The organism is Ruminococcus flavefaciens MA2007 (genome assembly GCF_000621845.1).
GTDB classification, from domain to species: domain Bacteria; phylum Bacillota; class Clostridia; order Oscillospirales; family Ruminococcaceae; genus Ruminococcus; species Ruminococcus flavefaciens_E.
In genome coordinates this window covers 149,847-172,271 of record NZ_JHXF01000007.1, presented here as the reverse complement: position 1 = coordinate 172,271, position 22,425 = coordinate 149,847, and the positions used below count along the sequence as shown (strand labels likewise).

At 47.6% G+C, this 22,425-nt stretch carries 19 protein-coding genes; 8 read left to right on the top strand and 11 right to left on the bottom strand.

Annotation, left to right across the window (positions count from 1 at the left end; all coding sequences use genetic code 11):
* Position 1: 1 nt before the first annotated feature.
* From aroA to T497_RS0103940, 5 genes are all read left to right on the top strand, one after another.
* Positions 2-1,234, top strand: a complete 1,233-nt coding sequence (aroA, locus tag T497_RS0103960) for a 3-phosphoshikimate 1-carboxyvinyltransferase (RefSeq protein WP_028514497.1) — start codon at positions 2-4, stop codon at positions 1,232-1,234.
* Positions 1,215-2,294, top strand: a complete 1,080-nt coding sequence (gene aroC, locus T497_RS0103955; protein ID WP_028514496.1) for a chorismate synthase — start codon at positions 1,215-1,217, stop codon at positions 2,292-2,294. The genes aroA and aroC overlap by 20 nt, the downstream gene beginning before the upstream one ends.
* Before the next feature lie 10 nt (positions 2,295-2,304).
* Complete coding sequence (locus T497_RS0103950) at positions 2,305-2,898, top strand: DUF4364 family protein (protein ID WP_028514495.1); 594 nt, start codon at positions 2,305-2,307, stop codon at positions 2,896-2,898.
* A gap of 134 nt (positions 2,899-3,032) precedes the next feature.
* Entirely contained in the window at positions 3,033-3,509 is a 477-nt protein-coding gene (locus T497_RS0103945) for a GNAT family N-acetyltransferase (protein WP_028514494.1), read from the top strand.
* Between the two features lie 73 nt (positions 3,510-3,582).
* Positions 3,583-4,431: a patatin-like phospholipase family protein gene (locus T497_RS0103940; RefSeq protein ID WP_028514493.1), complete on the top strand. Its 849-nt coding sequence runs from the start codon at positions 3,583-3,585 to the stop codon at positions 4,429-4,431.
* Positions 4,432-4,582: 151 nt separating this feature from the next.
* Here T497_RS0103940 and T497_RS0103935 read toward each other — a convergent pair whose 3' ends face one another.
* Positions 4,583-5,155, bottom strand: coding sequence for a biotin transporter BioY (locus T497_RS0103935; RefSeq protein WP_028514492.1), 573 nt, complete (start codon positions 5,153-5,155; stop codon positions 4,583-4,585).
* Between the two features lie 174 nt (positions 5,156-5,329).
* Between T497_RS0103935 and T497_RS15740 the strand changes: the two genes are divergently transcribed.
* Complete coding sequence (locus T497_RS15740; RefSeq protein ID WP_037324396.1) at positions 5,330-7,717, top strand: cation-translocating P-type ATPase; 2,388 nt, start codon at positions 5,330-5,332, stop codon at positions 7,715-7,717.
* A 297-nt stretch (positions 7,718-8,014) separates the two neighbouring features.
* Here T497_RS15740 and T497_RS0103920 read toward each other — a convergent pair whose 3' ends face one another.
* Positions 8,015-8,266, bottom strand: a complete 252-nt coding sequence (locus T497_RS0103920; RefSeq protein ID WP_028514490.1) for a heavy-metal-associated domain-containing protein — start codon at positions 8,264-8,266, stop codon at positions 8,015-8,017.
* A gap of 195 nt (positions 8,267-8,461) precedes the next feature.
* Between T497_RS0103920 and T497_RS18905 the strand changes: the two genes are divergently transcribed.
* A complete protein-coding gene (locus T497_RS18905; protein WP_028514489.1) occupies positions 8,462-9,778 on the top strand; it encodes a peptidoglycan DD-metalloendopeptidase family protein in 1,317 nt (438 codons plus the stop codon).
* A 390-nt stretch (positions 9,779-10,168) separates the two neighbouring features.
* Here T497_RS18905 and T497_RS0103910 read toward each other — a convergent pair whose 3' ends face one another.
* Positions 10,169-10,603, bottom strand: a complete 435-nt coding sequence (locus tag T497_RS0103910; RefSeq protein WP_028514488.1) for an acyl-CoA thioesterase — start codon at positions 10,601-10,603, stop codon at positions 10,169-10,171.
* 134 nt (positions 10,604-10,737) lie between these two features.
* Here T497_RS0103910 and cls point away from each other — a divergent pair, with 134 nt between their 5' ends.
* The gene (cls, locus tag T497_RS0103905) at positions 10,738-12,270 is read left to right on the top strand and encodes a cardiolipin synthase (protein ID WP_028514487.1); all 1,533 of its coding nucleotides are present in this window, start codon (positions 10,738-10,740) and stop codon (positions 12,268-12,270) included.
* 90 nt (positions 12,271-12,360) lie between these two features.
* Here the strand turns inward: cls and T497_RS0103900 are convergent, their stop codons facing one another.
* The 8 genes from T497_RS0103900 to T497_RS0103865 all read right to left on the bottom strand — a co-directional run bounded on the left by T497_RS0103900 (position 12,361) and on the right by T497_RS0103865 (position 22,353).
* Positions 12,361-12,912 (bottom strand): GNAT family N-acetyltransferase, encoded by a 552-nt coding sequence (locus T497_RS0103900; RefSeq protein ID WP_028514486.1) that lies wholly within the window; start codon positions 12,910-12,912, stop codon positions 12,361-12,363.
* Entirely contained in the window at positions 12,884-14,857 is a 1,974-nt protein-coding gene (locus T497_RS15730; RefSeq protein WP_051530511.1) for a substrate-binding and GGDEF domain-containing protein, read from the bottom strand. Before T497_RS15730 ends, T497_RS0103900 begins: the two co-directional genes overlap by 29 nt.
* 572 nt (positions 14,858-15,429) lie before the next feature.
* The gene (locus T497_RS0103890) at positions 15,430-16,839 is read right to left on the bottom strand and encodes a family 16 glycosylhydrolase (protein WP_028514485.1); all 1,410 of its coding nucleotides are present in this window, start codon (positions 16,837-16,839) and stop codon (positions 15,430-15,432) included.
* Positions 16,840-16,981: 142 nt separating this feature from the next.
* Complete coding sequence (locus T497_RS0103885; protein WP_028514484.1) at positions 16,982-17,440, bottom strand: hypothetical protein; 459 nt, start codon at positions 17,438-17,440, stop codon at positions 16,982-16,984.
* Between the two features lie 90 nt (positions 17,441-17,530).
* A complete protein-coding gene (locus tag T497_RS15725) occupies positions 17,531-19,012 on the bottom strand; it encodes a glycoside hydrolase family 3 protein (RefSeq protein WP_051530510.1) in 1,482 nt (493 codons plus the stop codon).
* A 111-nt stretch (positions 19,013-19,123) separates the two neighbouring features.
* Positions 19,124-19,756 carry a hypothetical protein gene (locus T497_RS0103875; protein WP_028514483.1) on the bottom strand — a complete coding sequence of 211 codons (633 nt, stop codon included), beginning with the start codon at positions 19,754-19,756 and terminating at the stop codon, positions 19,124-19,126.
* A 150-nt stretch (positions 19,757-19,906) separates the two neighbouring features.
* The gene (gene radA, locus T497_RS0103870) at positions 19,907-21,280 is read right to left on the bottom strand and encodes a DNA repair protein RadA (protein ID WP_028514482.1); all 1,374 of its coding nucleotides are present in this window, start codon (positions 21,278-21,280) and stop codon (positions 19,907-19,909) included.
* Positions 21,281-21,291: 11 nt separating this feature from the next.
* Positions 21,292-22,353: a hypothetical protein gene (locus T497_RS0103865; protein WP_028514481.1), complete on the bottom strand. Its 1,062-nt coding sequence runs from the start codon at positions 22,351-22,353 to the stop codon at positions 21,292-21,294.
* Positions 22,354-22,425: the final 72 nt, after the last annotated feature.

The window sequence follows — 22,425 nt, the reverse complement described above, 5'->3', positions numbered from 1 at the left end:
CATGGATATAAGGATAAGCCCGTCAAAGCTTCGCGGCGACCTCAGCGTGCCTGCCTCAAAAAGCTGCGCTCACCGCTCCATTATCTGCGCCGCTTTAGCTGAGGGAGTTTCACACCTCAGCGGCGTTACAATGTCAAAGGACATCGAGGCTACAATAGGCGCAATGACGGCTCTCGGAGCTGAATTTACCGTGAACGGCGGCGATATCACCGTAAAGGGAGCAGGCGGCAGAAAGGCTAATGACTGCGTTATCGACTGCAACGAGAGCGGCTCTACTCTGCGCTTCATAATCCCCATAGCTGCGGCTCTTGGCACCAATACGGAGTTTCGCGGCAGAGGAAGACTGCCACAGCGACCTATCGACATATTTATCCGTGAGCTGGGCAAAAACGGTGTTAGCTTCGGTTATCAGAATACTATGCCCTTTACCGTTTCGGGCGGACTTAAAAGCGGCAGGTTCGAGATAGAGGGAGATGTTTCCTCACAGTTCATCACGGGACTTCTCTTTGCACTTCCGCTTCTTGACGGAGATTCGGACATAGTTCTCACATCTCACCTTGAATCCCGTCCATACGTTGATATAACCATTGATACTCTGCGAAGATTCGGCGTTTCCGTTACCGAGACAGATGAGGGCTTCCGCGTAAAGGGCGGTCAGAGATACATCGCAAGAGACGAGCATATCGAGGGCGATTATTCTCAGGCGGCGTTCTTCTGTGTGGCAAATGCTCTCGGCTCTGAGGTAGAGCTCCATAATCTTGTGGAAAACAGCGTTCAGGGCGACAAGAAAATCCTTGAAATTATCAGCGATATGTGTTATAATGGCAATATCGGACACTACAGAGCCGACTGCTCGGATATTCCCGACCTTGTACCAATTCTGGCAGTTCTGGGAGCCTTCGGCAGCGGCGATTCGGTAATATATAATGCAAAACGACTTAAAATTAAGGAAAGTGACCGTCTGCAAACAACAGCTGCTCTGCTGAATAACCTCGGCGGCAGTGTTGATATAACAGACGACGGACTTATTATCCATCCCACAGGAGCTATGCACGGCGGTACTGTTGACAGCTTCGGCGACCACAGGATAGTCATGGCAGCTGCAATCGCGGCTACCGCTATTGACGGCGAGGTAGTAATAAAGGGCGCTGAGGCGGCGGAAAAGTCCTATCCTGCTTTCTTTGACGACTACAGAAAACTCGGAGGTAAGGCAAATGTCATCATTCTGGAATAATAGGATATCTGTGTCCATGTTCGGCGAAGCTCACGGACCTGCTATAGGCGTTACTGTGGATAATCTCCCCTCGGGAGAGTATATCGACGCCGAGGAGCTCGCTCGTTTCATGGCAAGAAGATATCTTGGCGGCAGCGTACCTGCTGTAAATTCCATGCCCCACATCATGTCGGGCATATTCAAGGACCGTACTACAGGTACTCCGCTGTGCGCTTTTCTCCAGAATCCCGATACATCTGCGCCTCAGCACGATAACCTCGACAGCCTTGCCCGTCCGGGACACGCCGACTATACGGGCACTATGCGCTACAGAGGCTTCAACGACGTCCGTGACGGCGGACATTTTTCCGACAGACTTACAGCTCCGCTGTGCTTTGCGGGAGCTGTCTGCGCCCAGATACTTGAAAGGCGCGGAATATACACAGGAGCTCATATACTCCAGATACACAATATCAAGGACAACCCCTTTGACCCCGTGAATATCACACGTGACGGCGTTCTCAGCGTCAGAGAAAAGGAGTTTCCCGTTATCAATGACCGCAAGGGCTGGGCTATGATAGAGGATATCAACAAGGCTCACGAGGGCGGAGAGTCCCTCGGCGGCGTCATCGAGTGTGCGGCTGTCAATGTTCCTGCGGGTATAGGTTCTCCTATATTCGACGGACTTGAAAACAACATCGCTCAGCTGGTATTCGGTATACCCAATGTCCGCGGACTTGAGTTCGGAGCAGGCTTCCTTTCCGCAAAAATGGTGGGCAGCCAGAACAACGACGAATTCTATGTCAACGACCACGGTCACGTTCTCACAAAGACCAACAACCACGGCGGCATACTTGGCGGTATATCCTCGGGAATGCCTATAACTCTCAGAGTCGCCTTCAAGCCTTCGGAGTACGTTGCAGGTCAGCAGGCGGCTGTGAATTACCGCAATATGGCCAGCGAGACCGTTGAGAGCGTAAAGCATATCCCGTGCAATGTGCCCTCGGCAGTACCCTGCGTAGAAGCGGCAGTGAATATAGCGCTTCTCTCGCATATGCTGGACTATCCAAATTTCTGTTAAGGTGACGTTTATGCAGGACGAAAACATCATGAAAATGGCAGAGCGTGCCGATACCGAGATAAAGGATATCCCCACGCTGAATATACTGCTGTGCTATCTGCTATATAAAATAGACCGTCCCGTCAGTCCCGACCAGCTCTATGACATAGCTATCGGAACGGGGATAATCAATTATTTCTACTATCAGGACTCTATCGGCTATCTGCTGAAAAACGGGCTCATAGTTCTTGAAAAGGACGAAAATGATACTGAGAAGTACGTTCTCCAGCCCAAGGGCAGGGAGTGCGCAAAGCAGCTGAAAAACTACGCTCCAAAGTCCTACAGGGACAAGCTGGTGCTTGCGGCGCTTCGCTATTTTGCCCGTATCAAGTACGAAAAGGAGCTGAAGATAGAGTACGAGCCTGTAGGCAACGGCTACTACGTCCGTGTAAGGTGTATCGACAATACCTTTGACCTTATGGACCTGAGACTGTATGCTCCCGATATGACACAGGCGAAGCTCATAGGCGAGAAGATACTTCTCAATCCTGCGGGCTTTTACGGAAAGGTCATCGAGGTGGCTCTTTCAAATGAGGAGCAGCCCTACGACCTCAGCGACAATTGACAACATAAGGAGCTGTTTTCCGCAGCTCCTTTCTAATTAGTTTTTAGTGATTAGTTATTAGTGTATAGTTTGGCTGCTATTTTTCTAATCACTAAGCACTGATTACTAATAACTGGTAAAAAAGGGAGAAAGAGATGAAATACAGCATCAGACCTGTTCGTGAAAGCGAATATCCTCTCCTTGAAGATTTCCTCTTTGAGGCGATATTCATTCCAGAGGGAGCAGCTCCGCCGTCCCGTGAGATAATAAAGCAGCCCGAGTTACAGGTCTATGTTGAGAATTTCGGCAAAAAGCAGGGAGATTTAGCTCTTTGCGCAGTTTCGGGCGAAAAAATAGTCGGAGCTGTATGGGGCAGGATAATGAATGATTACGGTCATATTGACGACGAAACGCCGTCGCTTGCCATATCTCTGTACAAGGACTACAGGGGACATGGCATAGGTACGGCGCTTATGAGGGCTGTTATCGAAGAATACAGAAAAAATGGCTATAAAAGGCTGTCTTTGGCAGTTCAAAAGGCGAATCACGCCGTGAAGCTATACGAAAAAGTGGGTTTTAAAATAGTTTCGGAAAACGATGAAGAATATATCATGATAGTGAATAGTGATTAGTGTTATAGTTTGGCTGTTTTTTCTGATCACTAAGCACTAATCGCTAACAACTTGTAAAAAAAGGGAGAAAGAGATGAAATACGGACTTGTACTTGAGGGCGGCGCCATGCGCGGACTTTTTACCGCAGGCGTTATTGACGTCTTCATGGAAAACGGGATAACATTTGACGCGGCTGTGGGAGTCTCCGCAGGAGCGGCTTTCGGCTGCAACTATAAATCGGGACAGATACGCCGTGCTATCCGCTATAATACGCGATTCTGCAAGGACAAGCGCTATTGCAGCGTGAACTCTCTCATAAAGACGGGAGATATGTTCGGCGGCGAGTTCTGCTACCACACTGTTCCCGACAAGCTGGACTTAGTGGACGTTGAGACCTTCAACAACTCGCCTATGGACTTCTGGGTGGTTTGCACCGACATCACCACAGGCAAGGCAGTCTATCACAAGAGCGGACACATCAGCTACGACGAGCTTGAATGGTTCCGCGCCTCGGCTTCAATGCCGCTGGCAGCCCGTATAGTTGAGGTGGGCGGCTACAGAATGCTTGACGGCGGCATTGCCGACTCTATACCGCTGAAATTCATGGAGAGCCGCGGCTGTGAGCGTAACGTTGTGGTGCTTACTCAGCCCCGTGACTATGTCAAGAAGCCGGCAGGCGCTCAGAAGCTCATAAAGCTGAGATACCGCAAGTATCCCGAGCTTATTAAGTCCATACAGAACCGCCACAAGATGTACAACGGTGAGCTGAAATATATCCGCTCCGCCGAGGAAGCAGGCAGGGCATTTGTCATAGCTCCGCCCGAGGCACTTCCCATAGGACATATCGAGCACGATCCTGAGGTAATGCTGGAGGTCTACCGCATAGGCAGACGTATCGCCAACGAAAATCTTGAAGCGGTGAAAGAATTCCTTATTAGTTGAGAGTTCAGAGTTGAGAGTTGACAGTTGCGGTGTCGCCTGCGGCGACATTATTTAAATCATGTGAACGAAGCAAACTCATAAACTCTCAACTCTCCACTTTCAACTCTTAACTGAAAAAAGCCATAAGAAGCATTGCTTCTTATGGCTTTTTTTACAGATTCAGCTGTTTTTTCACGCGGCTTGATATCACCGCTGCAAGCACAAGCTTGATAATGTCGAATGGCACGAATGGTATTACGCAGAGCTTCAGAGCCTTGTAGAAGCTCATGGTGTTTTCGCCCTTTGAATAGCCGAAAACGAACCATATCGTTCCGAACAGATAACATACAGCAAGTCCTGCTGTAAGAAGTCCGATGCTTACGGGGAGCTTGCTGCCGAAAAGCTTGGTGCCAGCCCAGTAAAGCAGAGCCATGAGAATAAATCCCAGTATATAGCCGCCTGTAGGTCCCGTAAGAGCTGCGAGACCGCCCTTGAAGCCTGTAAATACGGGGAGTCCGATAGCTCCGAGGAGGATATACACCGCGATAGAGAATGAGCCGTTTCGTCCGCCCAGCAGGCTCAGTGCGCAGAAAACGCCGAAGGTCTGCAAGGTAACGGGGATAGCACCTATTGGTATGGATATCCACGAGCAGACCGCCATAACAGCGGCAAACATGGCGATGAGCACAATGTCCTTTGTTGAGAATTTGTTTGTGTTTTTCTTTAATACAGCTTGATTTTCCATGATGAAAAACTCCTTTTGTCTGATATGAGTACATTATAGCACAGTTTATTTCAATTGTCAACCCTCTGAGCTTAATTTGGTTGACATTTATTTTTCTTCTAAGCCATTGAAATTATTATGGAAGTGTGATATACTTAATATAATAGTATTTTGGCGAGGAGTTAAAAGGACGTAATGAATAAAACCAGTGAATTCCGAGATGTTATTGATATAAAAAGAATAAAAGCCGACTATGATACGGGACTTACCTCTGCGCAGGTCCAGCAGAGAGTTTCCGAGGGCATGGACAACAAGCCTGTTGAAGCTCCCTCGAAAACAGTCAAGGAGATACTTGCGGACAATATCTTCACATACTTCAACCTTATTTTCGTGATATTATCCGTGCTTCTGATAATCGTAGGCTCATACCGAGACCTGACGTTCATGCCTATCATCATAGCAAATGCCCTGACGGGTATCATTCAGGAGCTTCGTTCAAAGTCTGTACTGGACAAGATATCTGTGCTGAACGCTCCCGTAACTACGGTAGTCCGTGACGGCGAGGTAAAGACAGTTCCCTCAAAAGACCTTGTTCTTGACGATATCGTTATCTTCAAGGCAGGAAATCAGATAAGCGCCGACGCAATAATAGTTGACGGAAACGTATCGGTCAACGAGTCGCTCCTTACTGGTGAATCCGACGAGATAAGCAAAAAGGCAGGGGACACCCTCATGTCGGGAAGCTATATCGTATCGGGTTCATGCCGCGCAAGACTTGAAAAGGTGGGCAGGGATTCCTATATCTCAAAGCTTACCATACAGGCTAAGAAGTCCAAGAAGGGCGAGCAGTCCGAGATGATACGCTCCCTGAACAGGATAGTAAAGTTTGCAGGCTTTGCGATTATCCCTATAGGAAGTCTGCTTTTCTACCAGTCATATTATATAAACCACGACTCTATCAAGGAGAGCGTTCAGTCAATGGTTGCCGCTGTTATAGGCATGATACCTGAGGGACTCTTCCTCCTTGCCAGCGTTGCCCTTGTAATCAGTACAATGCGCCTTGCATTGGGCAAAGTACTGGTTCACGACATGAAATGTATCGAGACTCTTGCACGAGTTGACGTGCTCTGCGTGGACAAGACAGGTACTATCACCGAAAACACCATGAACGTTTCTGCTGTTGTTCCTGCATCCGACCAGTATGACGAGGACGTTGTCGAGGGACTTATCAGCGACTTTGCGGCGGCTCAGGACTCCGACAACGAGACCATGGCGGCTATAAAGAGCCATTTCCACAGACCTGCTGGAAGATATGCAGTTTCTTCCACAGGCTTCTCCTCTGAGTTCAAATACAGCAGTGTCACATTCGAGCGCGATTCCTATGTTATAGGCGCTCCCGAATTTGTCATGAAGGACAGGATAAGGGAGCACAGAGAGCTTCTTGAATCCTACAGCCGCAAGGGCTACAGAGTTCTTGCTTTTGTTAAGTACAAGGGCATTCCCGACGGAAAGGCGCTGAAAGCCGATGTTGAGCCTGTGTGCTTCGTGGTAATGTCAAATCCTATCAGAAAGAACGCTCCCGAGACATTCAGATACTTTGCCGAGCAGGGCGTTGAGATAAAGGTAATTTCGGGAGACAATCCCGTTACCGTATCTGAAGTCGCAAAGCAGGCAGGCATTAAGAATGCAGGGGAATACGTTGACGCCACAACTCTTACAACCGACGCGGCTATCAAGAACGCTGTAACGCGCTATACTGTATTCGGACGAGTTACTCCCGAGCAGAAGCGCAAATTTGTCCGCGCACTGAAAAAGGCAGGCAAGACAGTCGCTATGACAGGCGATGGCGTAAACGACGTCCTCGCACTGAAAGACGCAGACTGCTCCGTGGCTATGGCTTCGGGAAGCGACGTTGCGGCACAGGCGGCACAGCTTGTTCTCCTTGAATCCGACTTCTCGAAAATGCCTGACGTAGTTGCCGAGGGACGCAAGGTCGTAAACAACCTTGAGCGCTCGGGAAGCCTCTTTATCGTAAAGAACATCTTCTCGCTGATAATCTCGGTGCTGTTCATATGCTTCGGACTGGCTTATCCGCTGAAGCCCTCGCAGATATCCCTTATCAGTATGTTCACTATCGGACTTCCTGCGTTTGTGCTTTCACTTATGCCAAACCGCGACATTATCCGCGGAAGATTCATCATGAATATCCTGCTGAAGGCTCTGCCTGCGGCTCTGACAGACGTGCTTGTGGTCTGCGCTATGGTATACTTCGGAAACATCTTCAACGTAGCGCCTACGGATATAGCCACGGCTTCGACCATACTCATGAGCATGGTCGGCATGATGATAGTATTCCAGATATGCAAGCCTATGGATATGTACAAGATGTGGATGTGGATAGGCTGTGCGGTGGGACTTGTCTGCTGTATGATTTTCGTCAGCGACCTGTTTGCCATTACATCAATGTCAAACCGCTGCATACTTCTCTGCGTGAACTTTTCTATCATCGCAGAGCCCTGTCTGAGATATCTAACTCTCATAACCAAAAAGGTGCAGGATTTCTTTATCAAGGACGAAGAATAAATAAAAACTCCCCGAAAGTGAATTTATAGCTTTCGGGGTTTTTCATGATAATATGAAAGGGATTCCAAAGGGACTGTGTTCCTTTGGTCAGGTCAAGGGCTGACAGCCCTTGCGGGGGGCGGGGCAGCGCCCCGAAAAAACGAAGGCGCACCGCAAGGGTGAATTTCAAAAACAGTCCGGTGGACTGTTTTTGAAAGAGGGTGACTCCCCACAGGGTGGGGAGATGTCGCAACGCGACAGAGGGGACGGACCCGATTAGGGGGACCTGCAAGAGAGGGCGTCCCTTAATTGCAATAATTATTTGAATCCGAAAAGCTTCTTTTTCACATAGGGCTCGGAGGTTATATCAAGCACCTTGTAGCCGTCTTTTTCGATGACTTCTTTCAGTGCGGCTTTGTCAAGCTCGTTTTCCGAGATGACCTCGGTAATGCCCTTGCTGTGTGAGGAAGAGACCTTTTTAGGCGAAACTGCGCCGCGGATAGCGTCGTTTACGTGTGATTCGCACATATTGCACATCATGCCGTCTATCTTAATAATTGTTTTTATCATGGTATCATGCTCCTTTATGTTAGTAGTGTCTTACGTATATATTTTACTCTATTTTTTAGTCAATGTCAATAGAAATCCGCAAAAAGTATGTGCAACCTGATTTGTGATTATGCACCACAGCGGATTGACTTTTTTATAAAAATGTGGTAAAATAGTTCTTGTCAGTTTGATCTTTCTTTGGGAGGAGAAAAAACAATGATAACGAAAACAAAGAGAGCTGCGGCGGTAATTGCAGCTTTATTTATGATATTAACTATACTTATGATATATCCGTTCGGACTTTCGGCTCACGCTGCCGCATATGCGGTATGGCCCACGGAGCCGAAGTTCAAGAACATAACCACATACTTCGACGCGGCAAGAAACACCAATGACGTTTCTGGCTATCATAACGGTATCGACATCGAAGCAGACGGCGGAAGCAATATTTACGCGGCTGTAGGCGGAAAGGTAGTTGCTGCGGAGTGGATGGACGCTTACGGCTACACCGTAATAATCCAGCACCCCGACCTCGGTGTGTATACCTTCTATGCTCACGCTTCACAGATGCTGACCAGTGCAGGCGCGCAGGTAAAGCAGGGCGACGTTATCGGAAAGGTCGGAAGTACAGGAAATTCCTCGGGAAATCATCTCCACTTCGGTATCTGCGATTCCTTACAGGCTGGCTGGCCTGCACGTACATATTACGATCCGATGAGCTATTTCGTTTATTCGGACAACAGCGGCAGCGGAAATACTCCTGCTGAGTCGCCTAAGACCGACTGCGGCTGCTCTGAGGAATACGCAGGCGAGTACACCACAAAGGGCGTAGTTACATACCTCAACATGAGAGCCGACCATAACACATCTTCCGCTGTTATAGGCGAGATACCTGCCGGTGCGGAGTTCAGGGTAACAAGGGGCAACGGCGAGTGGGCTCACGTTGAGTACAACGGCAAGAGCGGCTTTGCTTCAATGGCTTACATGGAGAAAAAAGCTGACCTCAAATCCGAGATAAAGATCGAAAACGTTACAGCTCCCGAGGGAAACCTCGATAAGGGCAAGACATTTTCAATAAAGGGAAATATCACTTCAAATCTGGTAATCACCAAGGTTTACGGCGGAGTTTATTTCCGAAGCGGCGAGGCTACAAGCCAGTGTGCAGAGGCAGCTCCAAATACGATAAAGTATGACCTTTCCTCATATTTTGATAAGAACATTGCGTTCAACGCTCTTAATGACGGCGAGTACACCTACAAGATAGTTGCCGAGGACAAGAGCGGTGCAAGCGTTGAGCTGGTAAAGACTGACTTTACTATCGGCAGCAGTGCTCCAAAGGAAGTTCTGGGAGACCTCAATTCCGACGGCAAGTTGAATGTGACGGATATAGTTGCTCTCCAGAGCTATATACTTGGCAAGAACAAGGAGTTCACCAAGGAACAGTACCTTGCTTCTGATATGAATAAGGACGGTGCTGTGGATATATTCGATCTTACAGCACTGAAAAAGGCAGTAGTCAAGGCAACAGCATAAAAAACAGCCATAAAGCTAAGAGGAGGTGTGATAAAGAAACTTTATCACACCTCCTAAAATAATAAATAAGAAAGAATAATGAATAAAGAATAATAAAAGTGTCCGCTTTAGGCTGCTCCCCTTAACGGAAAAAGCGGGCTACCGAGCCGTAAAGTAACGGCTCATATTTGGTAACCTGCGATTCCGCCAAAGGGGGCTCCCCTTTGCGGACAGATTTTAATCAATTGCCGACAGGCAATACATCTATTCTTATTTATTATTTCTTCTCTATTCTTTGTTATTTTAGAAACAGTCATAAAGAAGTATTACTTCTTTATGACTGTTTCGCTTAAGCTTTATGGCTGTTTTTAGTGAATAGCGTAATATCCCCTGACAATAATATTGAAAGGATCAGAAGTCGTATTCGTAGTTAAGATACTGAGCGATAGTTGCGTAAAGCTCAGGGTGAGAATGCTTTGTACGCAGGGGCTTCATGTTCATATCAGTGAAGCAGTGTGTGGAGCTTCCCTCTGCACATATCTCGCCGCTTCTGCGGCTCACTACCTTGTATACAAGGTGTATGGTAGCGCCGTTGAACTTATCCATTTTCATGTACACCGCAAAGGGCTCGTCAAAGACAAGAGGACGCTTGAAGCTGGAATCAAGGGCAAGGCATGGCATGAGTATGCCCATTCCTTCGATCTTTTCAAAAGGCAGACCTGCTTCTGTGAGATAGTGCATACGAGCCTCCTCGAAAATGCGGATATAGTTTGAGTGGTGTACTATTGCCATTTTATCGGTCTCGTAGTAAAAAACTTTTCTTTCGTATGGTCTGAGTTTGTTCAAAAAAAGACTTCCTTTCGTGTTGAAACTATGATATAAGCGCTGAAATAACCGTAAGCGGAAGTTTTCAGCCGCGAATATTGCATTTTATTTTATTTATGATATAATAATATTATAATATTTTTCTGAGGTGTAACATGAAGCTTAAAAAACTTCTCGGCAGTATACTCAGCTCAAATGCGGCATTCGTGATACTGCTTTTATTGCAGATAGGCTTCCTTTTGCTTGCCGTAGCGAGCCTTGGAGAGCATTTTGTATTCTTCTATATCGCGCTTATTGCACTGGATATATTTCTTGTCATATATATCACCAACAAGAACGAGCCCATATCCTACCGTGTGGCATGGGTAGTTCTCATAAGCGTATTTCCGCTTCTTGGCGGAGTTTCCTATATCTACATCAAGCTTTCACAGCAGTTCCCGAAATCCATAGATATGCGCAATCAGAAGCAGACTCGTGAGCTTCTTGTGCAGGATAAAAACGTCATGGCGGAGCTTGAAGCGAACTGTCCCGATTCCGTGAATCTGGCAAGATACGTTGCGGACTACGGTATGTATCCCGTTTACCGAAGTACCTGCGCGGAGTATTTCAGCCTTGGCGAAGCGCAGTTCTCAAAGCTGGTTGAGGAGCTTGAAAAGGCTGAGCGATTCATTTTCCTTGAATTTTTCATCATAACCGAGGGCTATATGTTCGACGTTATGTCGGAGCTCCTGATACGCAAAGCAAAGGCAGGAGTTGACGTCCGTCTGATGTATGACGGCATAGGCACTGGTATGCTGAATTCCGTAAAGCCTTTCCGAAAGCTTTCCGATAACGGCGTGAAATGCAAGGTTTTCAATCCGTTCCGCCCTATGATATCTTCGGTACAGAACAACCGCGACCACCGCAAGATTGTCATAATCGACGGACATACGGCGTTTAACGGCGGTACTAATCTTGCCGACGAGTATATCAACCGTAAGGAGCGCTTCGGACACTGGAAGGATACCGCAATAATGATACGCGGACAAGCCGTTTGGAATTACACGGTGATGTTTCTCCAGCTCTGGTCGAAATCCGAAAGCAGTGAGATACGCAGATTCGAGCCCGTTATAAATGCAGACCTTGCTTCTGACATAGGCGACGGCTTCATACAGCCATTCTCCGATTCTCCCCTTGACGAGGAGCCCGTAGGAAAGCGAGTTTACCTTGAGCTTATCAACAACGCGCGGAGTTATGTCTGCATAACCACGCCCTATCTGATACTGGACGAGGAAATGACCAATGCACTTGGCTTTGCGGCTAAAAAGGGAGTTGACGTGCGTATCATCACGCCCCATATACCCGACAAGTGGTATGTTCACATGATAGCGTGGAACAATTACAGCCGACTTGTGAATACGGGCGTAAAGATATACGAATACACCCCCGGCTTTATCCACGCCAAGACCTGTGTAGCCGACGGCACATCGGCGGTTGTGGGAACTATAAACTTCGATTACCGAAGCTTCTACCTGCATTTCGAGTGCGGTTCGGTGCTTTACAACAGCTCCGTTATCGGAGATATTGTAGCTGATTTTGAACGCACGGCGGCAGTTTCCGAGCAGATAACAGCAGAAGCCTGCACAAAACGTCCCGTACACAAAAAAATAGCGGGAGCAATACTGAATATATTTGCTCCCTTGCTGTGATGTGTATGTTGGTGTGAAGTATGGTGCGGAATAGTAGTAAGATAAAAGAGTAGCATTGAAAGGACAGCTTAAAGCTGTCCTTTTGTTATTTCAGAAGTAATCCTCGGCGAGGATACTGTATATGCATACATCGGTTATGCCCGACTGTATGCGCTCATAGCTTCTAAGGGTTCCCTCATAGGTGAGACCGCATTTTTCGAGAACACGTCCCGAAGCCTTGTTTCTGGTATCGTATTTGGCTTCTATCCTGTTGGCTTTGACCTCCTCGAAGAAGAACTGTATCACAGCGGCGACAGCCTCCGTAACATAGCCCATGCCCCAGTAGCCTGAGCCGATACAGTAGCCTATCTCAACGGTATCGGTGTCGTTGTTTACATCAGCGGCAGAGACAGTTCCGATAGGGAAGCCAACTTCTTTGGGCTCGATCACCCAGTGATACCATTGGGGATCGTTGTATTTGTTTATCCATGTAAGCCCCAGCTCCTTCATCTGTGTCAGGGAGCGATGATGCTTCCAGCGCAGATACTGGGTTACTTTAGGATCGCTTGTCCAGACGGAGAAAGCAGTCTCCGTATCTCTTTCCTCAAAGCGCCTGAGGATAAGTCTTTCGGTCTCAAGCCTGATCGTTCCCAGATGATTCATATTGTATCTCCTCTTCACTTTCTTCGTGTCTGAGGTAGCGTGAAGTGCGCTTGCGCTTCTTGTTTGCGTACATTATCTCATCAGCCTGAGTGATAAGGTTGAAAAGCGTTACATTATCCTGTATTTCGCTGACGATAGTACCTATACTTGCCGCTATGGTGTATGGCTTTTTCACAATGGTGTTTATGTTTTTCAGCTGAGCCTCAAAAACGGTCTCCAGAGCCATAATGTCCTCTTCGCAGGCGTTCTCGCCAAGGATAATGAACTCATCGCCGCCGAATCGTGCGCATATCCTGCCGCCCTTGCAGCAGTCGGATATAACGCTTGAAAGGCGCTGAAGTGCGAAGTCGCCCTCGTTATGACCGTAGCAGTCGTTGATGTGTTTAAGACCGTCCATATCTATAAATGAGATAAGAAGCTTCTGCTTTGACGCCTTTGTGCGGTTGAACATAGGATCGGCGTTTCTGATAAAGCCGTTTCTGTTGTAGACATTGCAGAGCGGATCAATGACATAGAGCTTGTCCAGTTCCTTGACCATGCTCTTCAGGTGTACCAGCTTGCGGATATTCTCGATAGAATTGCTGATAGTGAGCATGAGTGCGTGACACAGCAGGCTCTTTGTGGGGAACTTGCTGTTTGTGAAGATATAGTATCCCAGACAGCGCTCGCCGAAATGAAGCGGTACGAAGAAGCTTACGTTGCCGCCGTTTTTCAGTGGTGCAGGGTACATATCGGCACTGTCAAACATACTTACGGGATCGTTGATGTTGTTCTCCAGTACCAGAGGAGCCAGCATTTTCGGAGTATAGCCGTGTATCTGATAGGACGAGGTATCGGTTGGATCGATATTGAGTCCGTTTGACACCACCTGATCCCAGTTTGAGCACAGACACAGGCAGAATCTGTCGAATTTTATCTCGTTGATTATCTTTGACACGGTATGTATAGTCGAAGCAGAATCCTGAGTATCAGCAAGCTCCGTAGTCATGCGGTTGAGCAGGGAAACGTCCCTGCGGCAGCTGTTCAGCAGCTTGTATGCGGAAACTCTGTATTCCGAGATATCTGTCTCCTCAACGGATACGCAGCCGCAGCTCTCCGAGAATACGGGAGAAGCGTTGAGCACGGTATTCTTGGGGTATTCTCTGCCGATTATAAGACCTATGAGTATCTCACAGGCTTTGAAGCCTGCGTCGTCAAGAGGACGGGATACAGTGGTCAGGGCAGGGAGGTGATGACGGGCGTTGTAGGTGTTGTCAAAGCCCGTAACGATGATATCATCGGGTATCTTGTAGCCGAAGTTGCCAAGCTCCTCAACAGCAGCAAGAGCCATAGCGTCGTTGGCGCAGATTATAGCCTGCGGACGCTGCAAGCCCGAGCTCATGAAGGAGACAACAGCATTTTTTCCGTCGGCAGCTCTGAATTCTCCCACGAAAACGCGCTCGTATTCATAGGGAATGGAATACTCGGCGATAGTCTCACGGAATGCTCTCATTCTCTCGGCAGCCTCGGGGTTTTCCATAGGACCTGAGATATAGTTGATACGCTTGACGTTGTGCTTTTCGATAACGTGTCTTACTATAGCCTGCATAGCAGAGTAGTTATCTATGCTGATGTTATAGAATTCGGGGTGTTCATCGCAGTCAAGGATAGTAACAGGCAGACCAGTGCTCTTGACCTTTGCGATTATCTTTTCCTTATCGACAGGGGAGCTTATGGTATTTGTCATAAGTATAACGCCGTCAAATTTGCTGTAATTTATAAGTGAGTAGATGTTGTATTCGCCCACATCGAATTTGCTGTTGGCAAGGACTCCGCCAAATGCGCAGAAGCATGAAATATTTGCATTATTCATTTTTGCGCAGTGTCTTATGCCGTCGATGACTCCGTTCTGGTATTCCTCGTCGATACCAGCGACGATAACGGCAATTTCAATCGGTTTATCCATATGAAACTCCTTTGCTTTAGCTTAGATGTATGTGGCATTAAATATATATATTATTATAACATATTTTGGAATGAAATACAAGTCAATTTGTGGAAAAAGCTGTCAATTTTTAGGTGAGAGCAATTCATAAGATATTAAAATTATTAAAAACCAATTTTAACGTAACAACTTGCCGAGCCCATGAACGGGATTCCAAAGGGACTTTGTTCCTTTGGTCAGGTCAAGGGCTGACAGCCCTTGTGGGGTGTGGGGCAAAGCCCCGCAGTTACGAAGACGCTCCTAACAGGAGCGAGTACCCTCTGTCAGCTACGCTGACATCTCCTGTACCACAGGGAGTAACCGCAAAGGGTGAATCAAAAAACAGTCCGGTGGACTGTTTTTTGAGAGGGTGACTCCCTACAGTGTAGGGAGATGTCCAAAGGACAGAGGGTGCCGGACACGATTAGTGTCGCCCTGCAAGAGAGGGCGTTCCCTAAATGGGACGTCGAGGACGCCGTCCCCTACAAACATAAATGATGATTTATAGCATTGACCGTATAAAAACAAGCCCCGAATCGCTTCGGGGCTGTTTATTATGCAATTTCTTCTACTCTTACATTGCTGATGTAAACTGTAGCTGTTGAGCCGCGCTTACCCATATTGAACTCAAGACGTCCGTTATTGTCGTCCTTTTCCTTCATCTCGAAATCATAGGTGAAGCTCTGCTTTTCTGTGGTAAGTGTCAGCTTTGTATCCTGTAAGTAGCGTATCCAGCCTGCTGACGGAGCAGAAACGCATACTACGATGTCGCGCTCCTCGTCAGCGTAAGCGTCGAATGTCACGCGATACTTCTTGCCCTTTATCATTGGGAGATCCGGCTGTACAAGCTGTACGGAGTATTCCTCTGTACCCTCTGCCTGAGAGGTTATCACTATCATGTTGTCCTTTATCTCAGCTGAGCCCTCGCCGCCGTTGAACAGCAGGAACTTCCAGTTTACGTCGTCTGTAAGGTCCTCAGCCTCGGAGAAGTCACCGTTGAAGATGAAGTTTCCGTCTTCGAGAGCCTCGCGGAACTTCTTCTCGGGCTTCTTAACGTTCATATTGTACTCAGGCTTCTGGTAAACTCTTACGTAGTCGATCTCGAACTCTGCCTTGTCGAAATCTGTTGTAGCGTCGGGATTGCCGGGCCATGTGCCGCCGACTGCAAGGTTCATCTGAACGAAGAAAGGCTGATCGAACGGAGCTGGGTATGGCTTCTCGTCCTCGCCCTGAACGGCTGTGAACCAGTCGTTTGCTGTATTGTAGAGATTGCCGTCGATATACCAGCGTATCTCGCCCGGCTCCCACTCTACAGAATACTCATGGAAGCTGTCAGCGTAGGTCTGACCTGTAAGTCCCCATGTGCCCTGTATCTCGCCGTGGGGCTCGCCGAAATGGAGAGTACCGTAGGCTGTGCTTACATCGTTGCCGAGTACCTCCATGATGTCAATCTCGCCGCACTTAGGCCACTGACCGTAGTAGCTCTCCTCCTTGGGCATCATCCAGATAGCAGGCCATAAGCCCTGTCCCTCTGGCACCTTAGCGCTTACGACTACCTTGCCGTAGGAGAAATCAGTCTTGTTCTGACCTGTTACCTTACCTGATGTATAGTAGTCCTTGCCGTTCTTTTCGGACTTGATAGCCTTGATGACCAGCTTGCCGTCGCGGAGGAATACGTTATCTGTAGATGTTGTGTACTCCTGTAATTCCTCGTTAGTCCAGCCCGGTTCGTGGGGCTCGTAGTTCCACTTGCTCTCGTCAAGAGCACTGCCGCTGAACTCGTCGTTCCAAAGCAGGTTGTAGCCCTCTATCTCGGGAACGTCAACAGCTTCTGTAGCTGCCTCGGTTGGCTTTGCGGTCTCGGGAGCTGTGTCCGAACCTGAGCTGTTCTTGTCGCCGCAGCTTACAGCGCAGCCAAGCATTGCAAGTGCAGCAGCGAAGGATAAATACTTGTTTATTTTCATTTTCATGTCCTCCTTGAAAATAGGATTTCTCTTTCTTGTGGTATTATTATAACTTTTTATATGGAAAAATTATAGCAAAATGGACTGATTTATAGTAAACTTATGATGTAACCACAGCTTTAGAAGGACATGGTATGATTTATCAGCCGAAGCCGTAATTACATATTATCCAGTCGGAAGTGCCCTTTGTGCGGGCAAGCATCCAGCTCCAGTCTGTATAGGTGTAGTCGCGCTGCCATGCTGACTTTTCATTCTGGAATATTTCCAGCTTATTTACATAGAAATCCGACATAAGCACGATGTATTCTTCGTTTTCGTTCTGTGAGTCACGGGATTCCAGCTTTGTTTCCGCGTCTCCTGCATAGCGCAGCTCCAACAGGTCGCAGGTCTCAAATTCGGGGAAGAAGTCCTTGACGCATTCAACCGCGTCACTGTAGTCCTGTTCGGTGAACATCTCCGAGGATATAGGCTTTACGACAGCCTTGTCCACAGTGCCTGCGGGATAGGGCTTATTGTACTGCCGTGCCCAGAATCCGACGAATAATGCGGCTGAAAGTGTTAAAACTCCTGCTGATGTGATGATGATACTGCGTTTTTTCATAGTTGTGCTCCTTTCTGCGTAAAGCTTTAGCTTTGAATAAAGTATAGCACAGCAGAATGACAGCACAGTGACTTTTATATTACAGATACGTCACTTTTTCAGCAGACCGAGCCTGTTCTTTCTCATGAGTATCCTCATAACGCTCTCGTCTATACGTGATTCGGGTATCTCGCCGCTTTCAACAGCTCTGCATACCTCGTCTATGGCAGCTCTGTAGTCAACGGGCATGAGTATGATATCCATGCCTGCCTTTATGGAAAGCTTTGCGGCTTCTCCCGAGGTGTAGACTTTTGAGATAGTATTCATCTGCTGAGCGTCTGTTATGGCGATACCGTCAAAGCCCAGCTCGCCGCGGAGCATTTCCGTTACTGCCTTGTAGGAAAGGTCACAGGGCAGCTCGTCACCGAAGCTGGTAACGGACTGATGTCCCACCATGATAAAATCAGTACCGCTGTCTATGCCCTTTTTAAAGGGGACGAACTCCGTATTTCGGAGCTGTTCAAGTGTCCTGTCTATGATTACCGTGGAGTTTGTATGAGTATTGCCGTTTTCAGCGCCAAGTCCGGGAAAATGCTTGAGGGTAGCGCTTACGCCGTTATCCTGCAAGCCCTTTGAGATGCCGCTGACCATATTTGCAACTACATTGGCGTCGCTGCTGAAAATGCGGTCGCCAAGCTCGTTGCCGCTGTCGATATTAACGTCTGCAACAGGAGCAAAGTCCACATTGAAGCCGAGACTGCTCAGGTCTTTGGCGAGAGTTGCTCCGATATCATAGGCGGTCTTGTAGTTGTTTTCTTTGCCGTACTGCTCCATAGGCTTGAAGGCTGTAGTGCCCAGATTCTGAGCGCATCTTGCCACCTTTCCGCCCTCCTCGTCAACGCCGATGAAAAGTCCGACGCCGCAGGCTTCACGGGAGAAGCCCTGAGTATTGCTTATCATTGTCTTTATCTGGTTTCGGGAGCTGAGATTCTGAGAGAAGTAAATGATACCGCCAACGGGATAGTCGTTCATGGCGTTTTTAGTGCCGTTTCCAACCTCTGTCATGGGAGAAATTCCCGTTATAGCCTCGGGAGTGACCATGAACATCTGGCAGACCTTCTGTTTCAGCGTCATATTTTTCAGCACATCTTTTGGAGTTGCCTTAGCAGTCGTCGTTGTTGTGATATGCTTTGTGGTGGTAGTACAGGCAGTTGTGCGCTTTGAAGTATGTACATAAGCCGCAGTTGTAACTGTGGGCTGATAGTCCTCATTGCCTGATTCGGAGTTGTTTTCCTGCGGCTGTTCATCTGCGCCGCTGTTATTGCTGTTTTCTGTATTATTAACAGTCTGAGCCGCAGTCTGAGGCTCCTCAGTCGTGGGAGCGGCTGTAGCCGCCTCAGTTACCGTTACGGGCTCTGTTTCGGGAGCCTTGGGAGCGTCAGTAAGCTCGGTCAGTGGCTCGGTAGCCACCTCCTGAGAAGAAGTGATGTCTGTGTTGTCTGTTTTGCTGTCCTTTTGTTCGACAGTGCCGCCGCAGCCTGAGAGAAAAAGGCTCAGACCGAGAAGCACCGCGGTTATTTTTCTGTATTTCAAGGAAATGTCCTCCTGTGGATATTGTATATTAATATCTTACCATATCCGACAAAAAATGTCAATATAAAACAAAGCTGTCAAGTGCGAGCTTGACAGCTTTAGTTTCATTATTTAACCGTTGTATTGGTTGTGTAAATCGTTTACCGCTTCTGCAAAAATAGTTCTGGATTTCTTTTGAGGATTATTATTACGGTTCTTATAATCTAAATAAATCTCACGAAGCTTAGGCTTTAATCCGTGCTTTTTTATCCATTTAAGCTTTTCATCTATGTAATAATCATTATCTCGGAGTTGCCAATTAATTGTGGTACGATAGAATTTATCCATTTTTATATATTGTTGTTGACCGTCGTTAAAATGGTGAACTATTGCAAAATCGCAGCTATGTTCAATCCTCCGATTGTCTCTGTCAATAGCCTTAATAGTAATAGCACTTGTAGAAGCTTCAATTTTTGAATAACCAAATTTACCCATATGTTTGCGAATTGCTTCAAATATGATATTATGTATTTCATAAGGTTTGTATTTTTCATTGGGAACGTTTGGTTCAATATTATAATCAAAATCGAAGCCGATATTTCTGTCAGGTTCCCATGTTATCATATTTCTGCTTGAACTTCCGACGGGATCAAAACGGAAAGTGAAATACGGTTTTACTTCGTCTTGAACTAAGTGGAGTAGCTCAATGATTTCCTTTTTCAGTGGTTCTGCCACTTTTTGTGGTACATACTCATAATTATGCATATAAAACACTCCTTAATAAAATATGCCCCATGCCACCGTTTGAAAGCTTCAAACCTTTATATAATATCACATATTAATTGTTTTGTCAATATAAAAGAGTAAAAAAAGCTCATAAACCTCGGTATTGCCGAGATTTATGAGCCGGAATCCTTATTTTATAGCCGCAAATGCCTGTTTTAACGTGCTTGCGGCGATTATTTCTATGTCGTAGTCCTTTGCGTTGATAGCGGACATACACTGCTTGGGTATAACGCAGGTCTTGAAGCCCATGCGCTCTGCCTCACGGATACGGTGGGAGATATGGGATACGGAGCGTATCTCGCCGCCCAGACCTATCTCGCCGAAAGCCACGAGCTGCTCGTCTATCTGCTTGTCCATGATTCCCGAATACAGCGCCATAGCCACAGGCAGGTCGCCTGCGGGCTCGTCAAGACGGAATCCGCCGACGATATTCAGGTACACGTCAAGGCTGCCCATGAATATCCCCAGTCTCTTTTCGAGGACTGCGATAATGATATTGAGCCTGTTGAAATCAAAGCCCGTTACCATACGTCTTGGTGCGGAGTAGCTGGTCTTTGCCGCCAGTGCCTGCACCTCTGCAAGTATCGGTCTGCTGCCCTCCATAACACAGGCAACACAGGTGCCCGATACGTTATGGGGACGTCCCTCAAGGAGCATCTGCGACGGGTTGTCCACCTCGCGGAGTCCCTTGTCTATCATCTCGAATACGCCTATCTCATTTGTAGAGCCGAAACGGTTCTTTACAGCGCGGAGTATGCGGTAGCTCTGGTGGCGCTCGCCCTCAAAGTAGAGCACAGCGTCCACGATATGCTCCATTACCTTAGGACCTGCGATAGCGCCGTCCTTGTTGACATGACCGACGATGATGATAGGTATCTCCTGATTTTTCGCGGTATGCATGAACAGATTGGTACATTCGCGGACCTGAGTGATACTGCCTGCGCTTGAAGCGATACGGCTTATGGTCATGGTCTGTATGGAGTCGATAATAGCGATATCGGGAGCGCTGGAAGCTATGGTCTGTGCGACAGCTTCGGCGTCGGTAGCTGTGAGTATATAGAGGTTTTCCGTGTCAACGCCGAGGCGCTGTGCGCGGAGCTTTATCTGCCTTGCGGATTCCTCTCCCGAAACGTAGAGGACTGAGTGCTCCTCGCCGAGAAACTGGCATATCTGGAGCAGGAGAGTACTTTTTCCGATACCGGGTTCGCCGCCGAGAAGAACAAGAGAGCCTTTCACAAGACCTCCGCCGAGGACTCTGTTCAGCTCTCCGACACCTGTATCATAGCGGACGTCGCTGTCTGCGCCGATGTCCTCGAGCTCGAGGATATTGTCCGAAAGGTCGGGAGCAGAGCCTGACGAAGCGGAGCTCCTGACGCCGACGGGAGCTTCAGCAAGCTCCTCCTCGAAGCTGTTCCATGCGCCGCAGGACGGGCATTTTCCGTTCCATTTAGTGCTTTCGTAGCCGCACTGATTACAGGTATAAACATATTTTGATTTAGCCATTTTTTACCTCATCAAAGAAAGGCTTTTGCAACGCTGTCCTTTGTAAGCAGATTCTTTCTGCCGCATTTCATATTGCTCTCGGAAGGAGCAAAGCCGTTTATATCAGTGCCTGCCATAGACCAGCACTTCATCTCGCCGTAAAAGTCGGTAGCGTAGAATACCTTTGATGTCATATCGTAGTGTATGCCGCCGTCGGTATCGCAGGTGCAGTCTATCTCCTTGACGTCGTTAGTGTCGAAATAGAATATCCTTTCCTGAGAATCGTTGAGGATACCTGTTGATACCACAAGCTCCGGATTGCCGTTCATATCGAGGTCGACAAGCTCAAATGCGGCGTCTTTAAGGTCGGCATTTTCAAATATAGCCGAAAGTCTGTCACGGTAAGCCTGTTTCTGCTCGTCTCTGAGGACAGTGTTCCATGTTTCGCTGTAGTATATCGCGTATTTTATAGCGTCGTCGCCGAAAGTATATTTTCTGCCTGTTTTAAAGGCTGTAGCCTCCTTGTAGGGCTGGAGAGCCTCTTCAAATTTGGCAAGGGTAACGTCGTCGCCGTTTATCTGATACTTGATGACAGCTCCCGAAGAAGCGCTTTCAGTGTTGTTGTAGAAGCTTACAGCAGTCTGGAAGGAGCCCTCCTGTAAAGTCTGGTATTCTCCGACAACGAAGCCTTCGCCGTTGTAGGAATAGCCTACAGCACCTGCCTCGGGGAGATAGTCGAACTGTCCGTAGGAGCCTATATCTGCGATCTTATCAGCAACAGTGCCTGTCATGGTATAGATTATGCACTGAGCGTTTACGTCCTCCGAGGGGGAGATTATAAGCTCGGGAGTTCCGTCGCCTGTAAGGTCGGTAAGGTCAAACATAGAGCTTTTTGAATACTGCTCTGAGTTCTTGAAGGAGTTGAGCAGTGTCTCGTAGTCCTTCTGCCATTTCATCTCTACTTCCTCGGGCTTCATATTGGTATCAAGCAGTGTGAGGGGGAGACTTTCGACCTTTTTTGTCTCGGAACAGCCTGCGCAGGCGGCTAAAACAGCACCAGCCATGATAATGCTTATCTTTTTATTTATTGTCACTTTTGTTGCCTCCATTGAAAATCATATACATATATTATTCTATCACTTTTGACGAAATGTGTCAATAAATTA

Bases quoted from the DNA above. Each gene is read 5' to 3' on its own strand.
- aroA (WP_028514497.1), top strand. From the start codon at position 2: ATGGATATAAGGATAAGCCCGTCAAAGCTTCGCGGCGACCTCAGCGTG.
- aroC (WP_028514496.1), top strand. From the start codon at position 1,215: ATGTCATCATTCTGGAATAATAGGATATCTGTGTCCATGTTCGGCGAA.
- T497_RS0103950 (WP_028514495.1), top strand. From the start codon at position 2,305: ATGCAGGACGAAAACATCATGAAAATGGCAGAGCGTGCCGATACCGAG.
- T497_RS0103945 (WP_028514494.1), top strand. From the start codon at position 3,033: ATGAAATACAGCATCAGACCTGTTCGTGAAAGCGAATATCCTCTCCTT.
- T497_RS0103940 (WP_028514493.1), top strand. From the start codon at position 3,583: ATGAAATACGGACTTGTACTTGAGGGCGGCGCCATGCGCGGACTTTTT.
- T497_RS0103935 (WP_028514492.1), bottom strand. From the start codon at position 5,155: ATGGAAAATCAAGCTGTATTAAAGAAAAACACAAACAAATTCTCAACA.
- T497_RS15740 (WP_037324396.1), top strand. From the start codon at position 5,330: ATGAATAAAACCAGTGAATTCCGAGATGTTATTGATATAAAAAGAATA.
- T497_RS0103920 (WP_028514490.1), bottom strand. From the start codon at position 8,266: ATGATAAAAACAATTATTAAGATAGACGGCATGATGTGCAATATGTGC.
- T497_RS18905 (WP_028514489.1), top strand. From the start codon at position 8,462: ATGATAACGAAAACAAAGAGAGCTGCGGCGGTAATTGCAGCTTTATTT.
- cls (WP_028514487.1), top strand. From the start codon at position 10,738: ATGAAGCTTAAAAAACTTCTCGGCAGTATACTCAGCTCAAATGCGGCA.
- T497_RS0103900 (WP_028514486.1), bottom strand. From the start codon at position 12,912: ATGAATCATCTGGGAACGATCAGGCTTGAGACCGAAAGACTTATCCTC.
- T497_RS15730 (WP_051530511.1), bottom strand. From the start codon at position 14,857: ATGGATAAACCGATTGAAATTGCCGTTATCGTCGCTGGTATCGACGAG.
- T497_RS0103890 (WP_028514485.1), bottom strand. From the start codon at position 16,839: ATGAAAATAAACAAGTATTTATCCTTCGCTGCTGCACTTGCAATGCTT.
- T497_RS0103885 (WP_028514484.1), bottom strand. From the start codon at position 17,440: ATGAAAAAACGCAGTATCATCATCACATCAGCAGGAGTTTTAACACTT.
- T497_RS0103875 (WP_028514483.1), bottom strand. From the start codon at position 19,756: ATGCATAATTATGAGTATGTACCACAAAAAGTGGCAGAACCACTGAAA.
- radA (WP_028514482.1), bottom strand. From the start codon at position 21,280: ATGGCTAAATCAAAATATGTTTATACCTGTAATCAGTGCGGCTACGAA.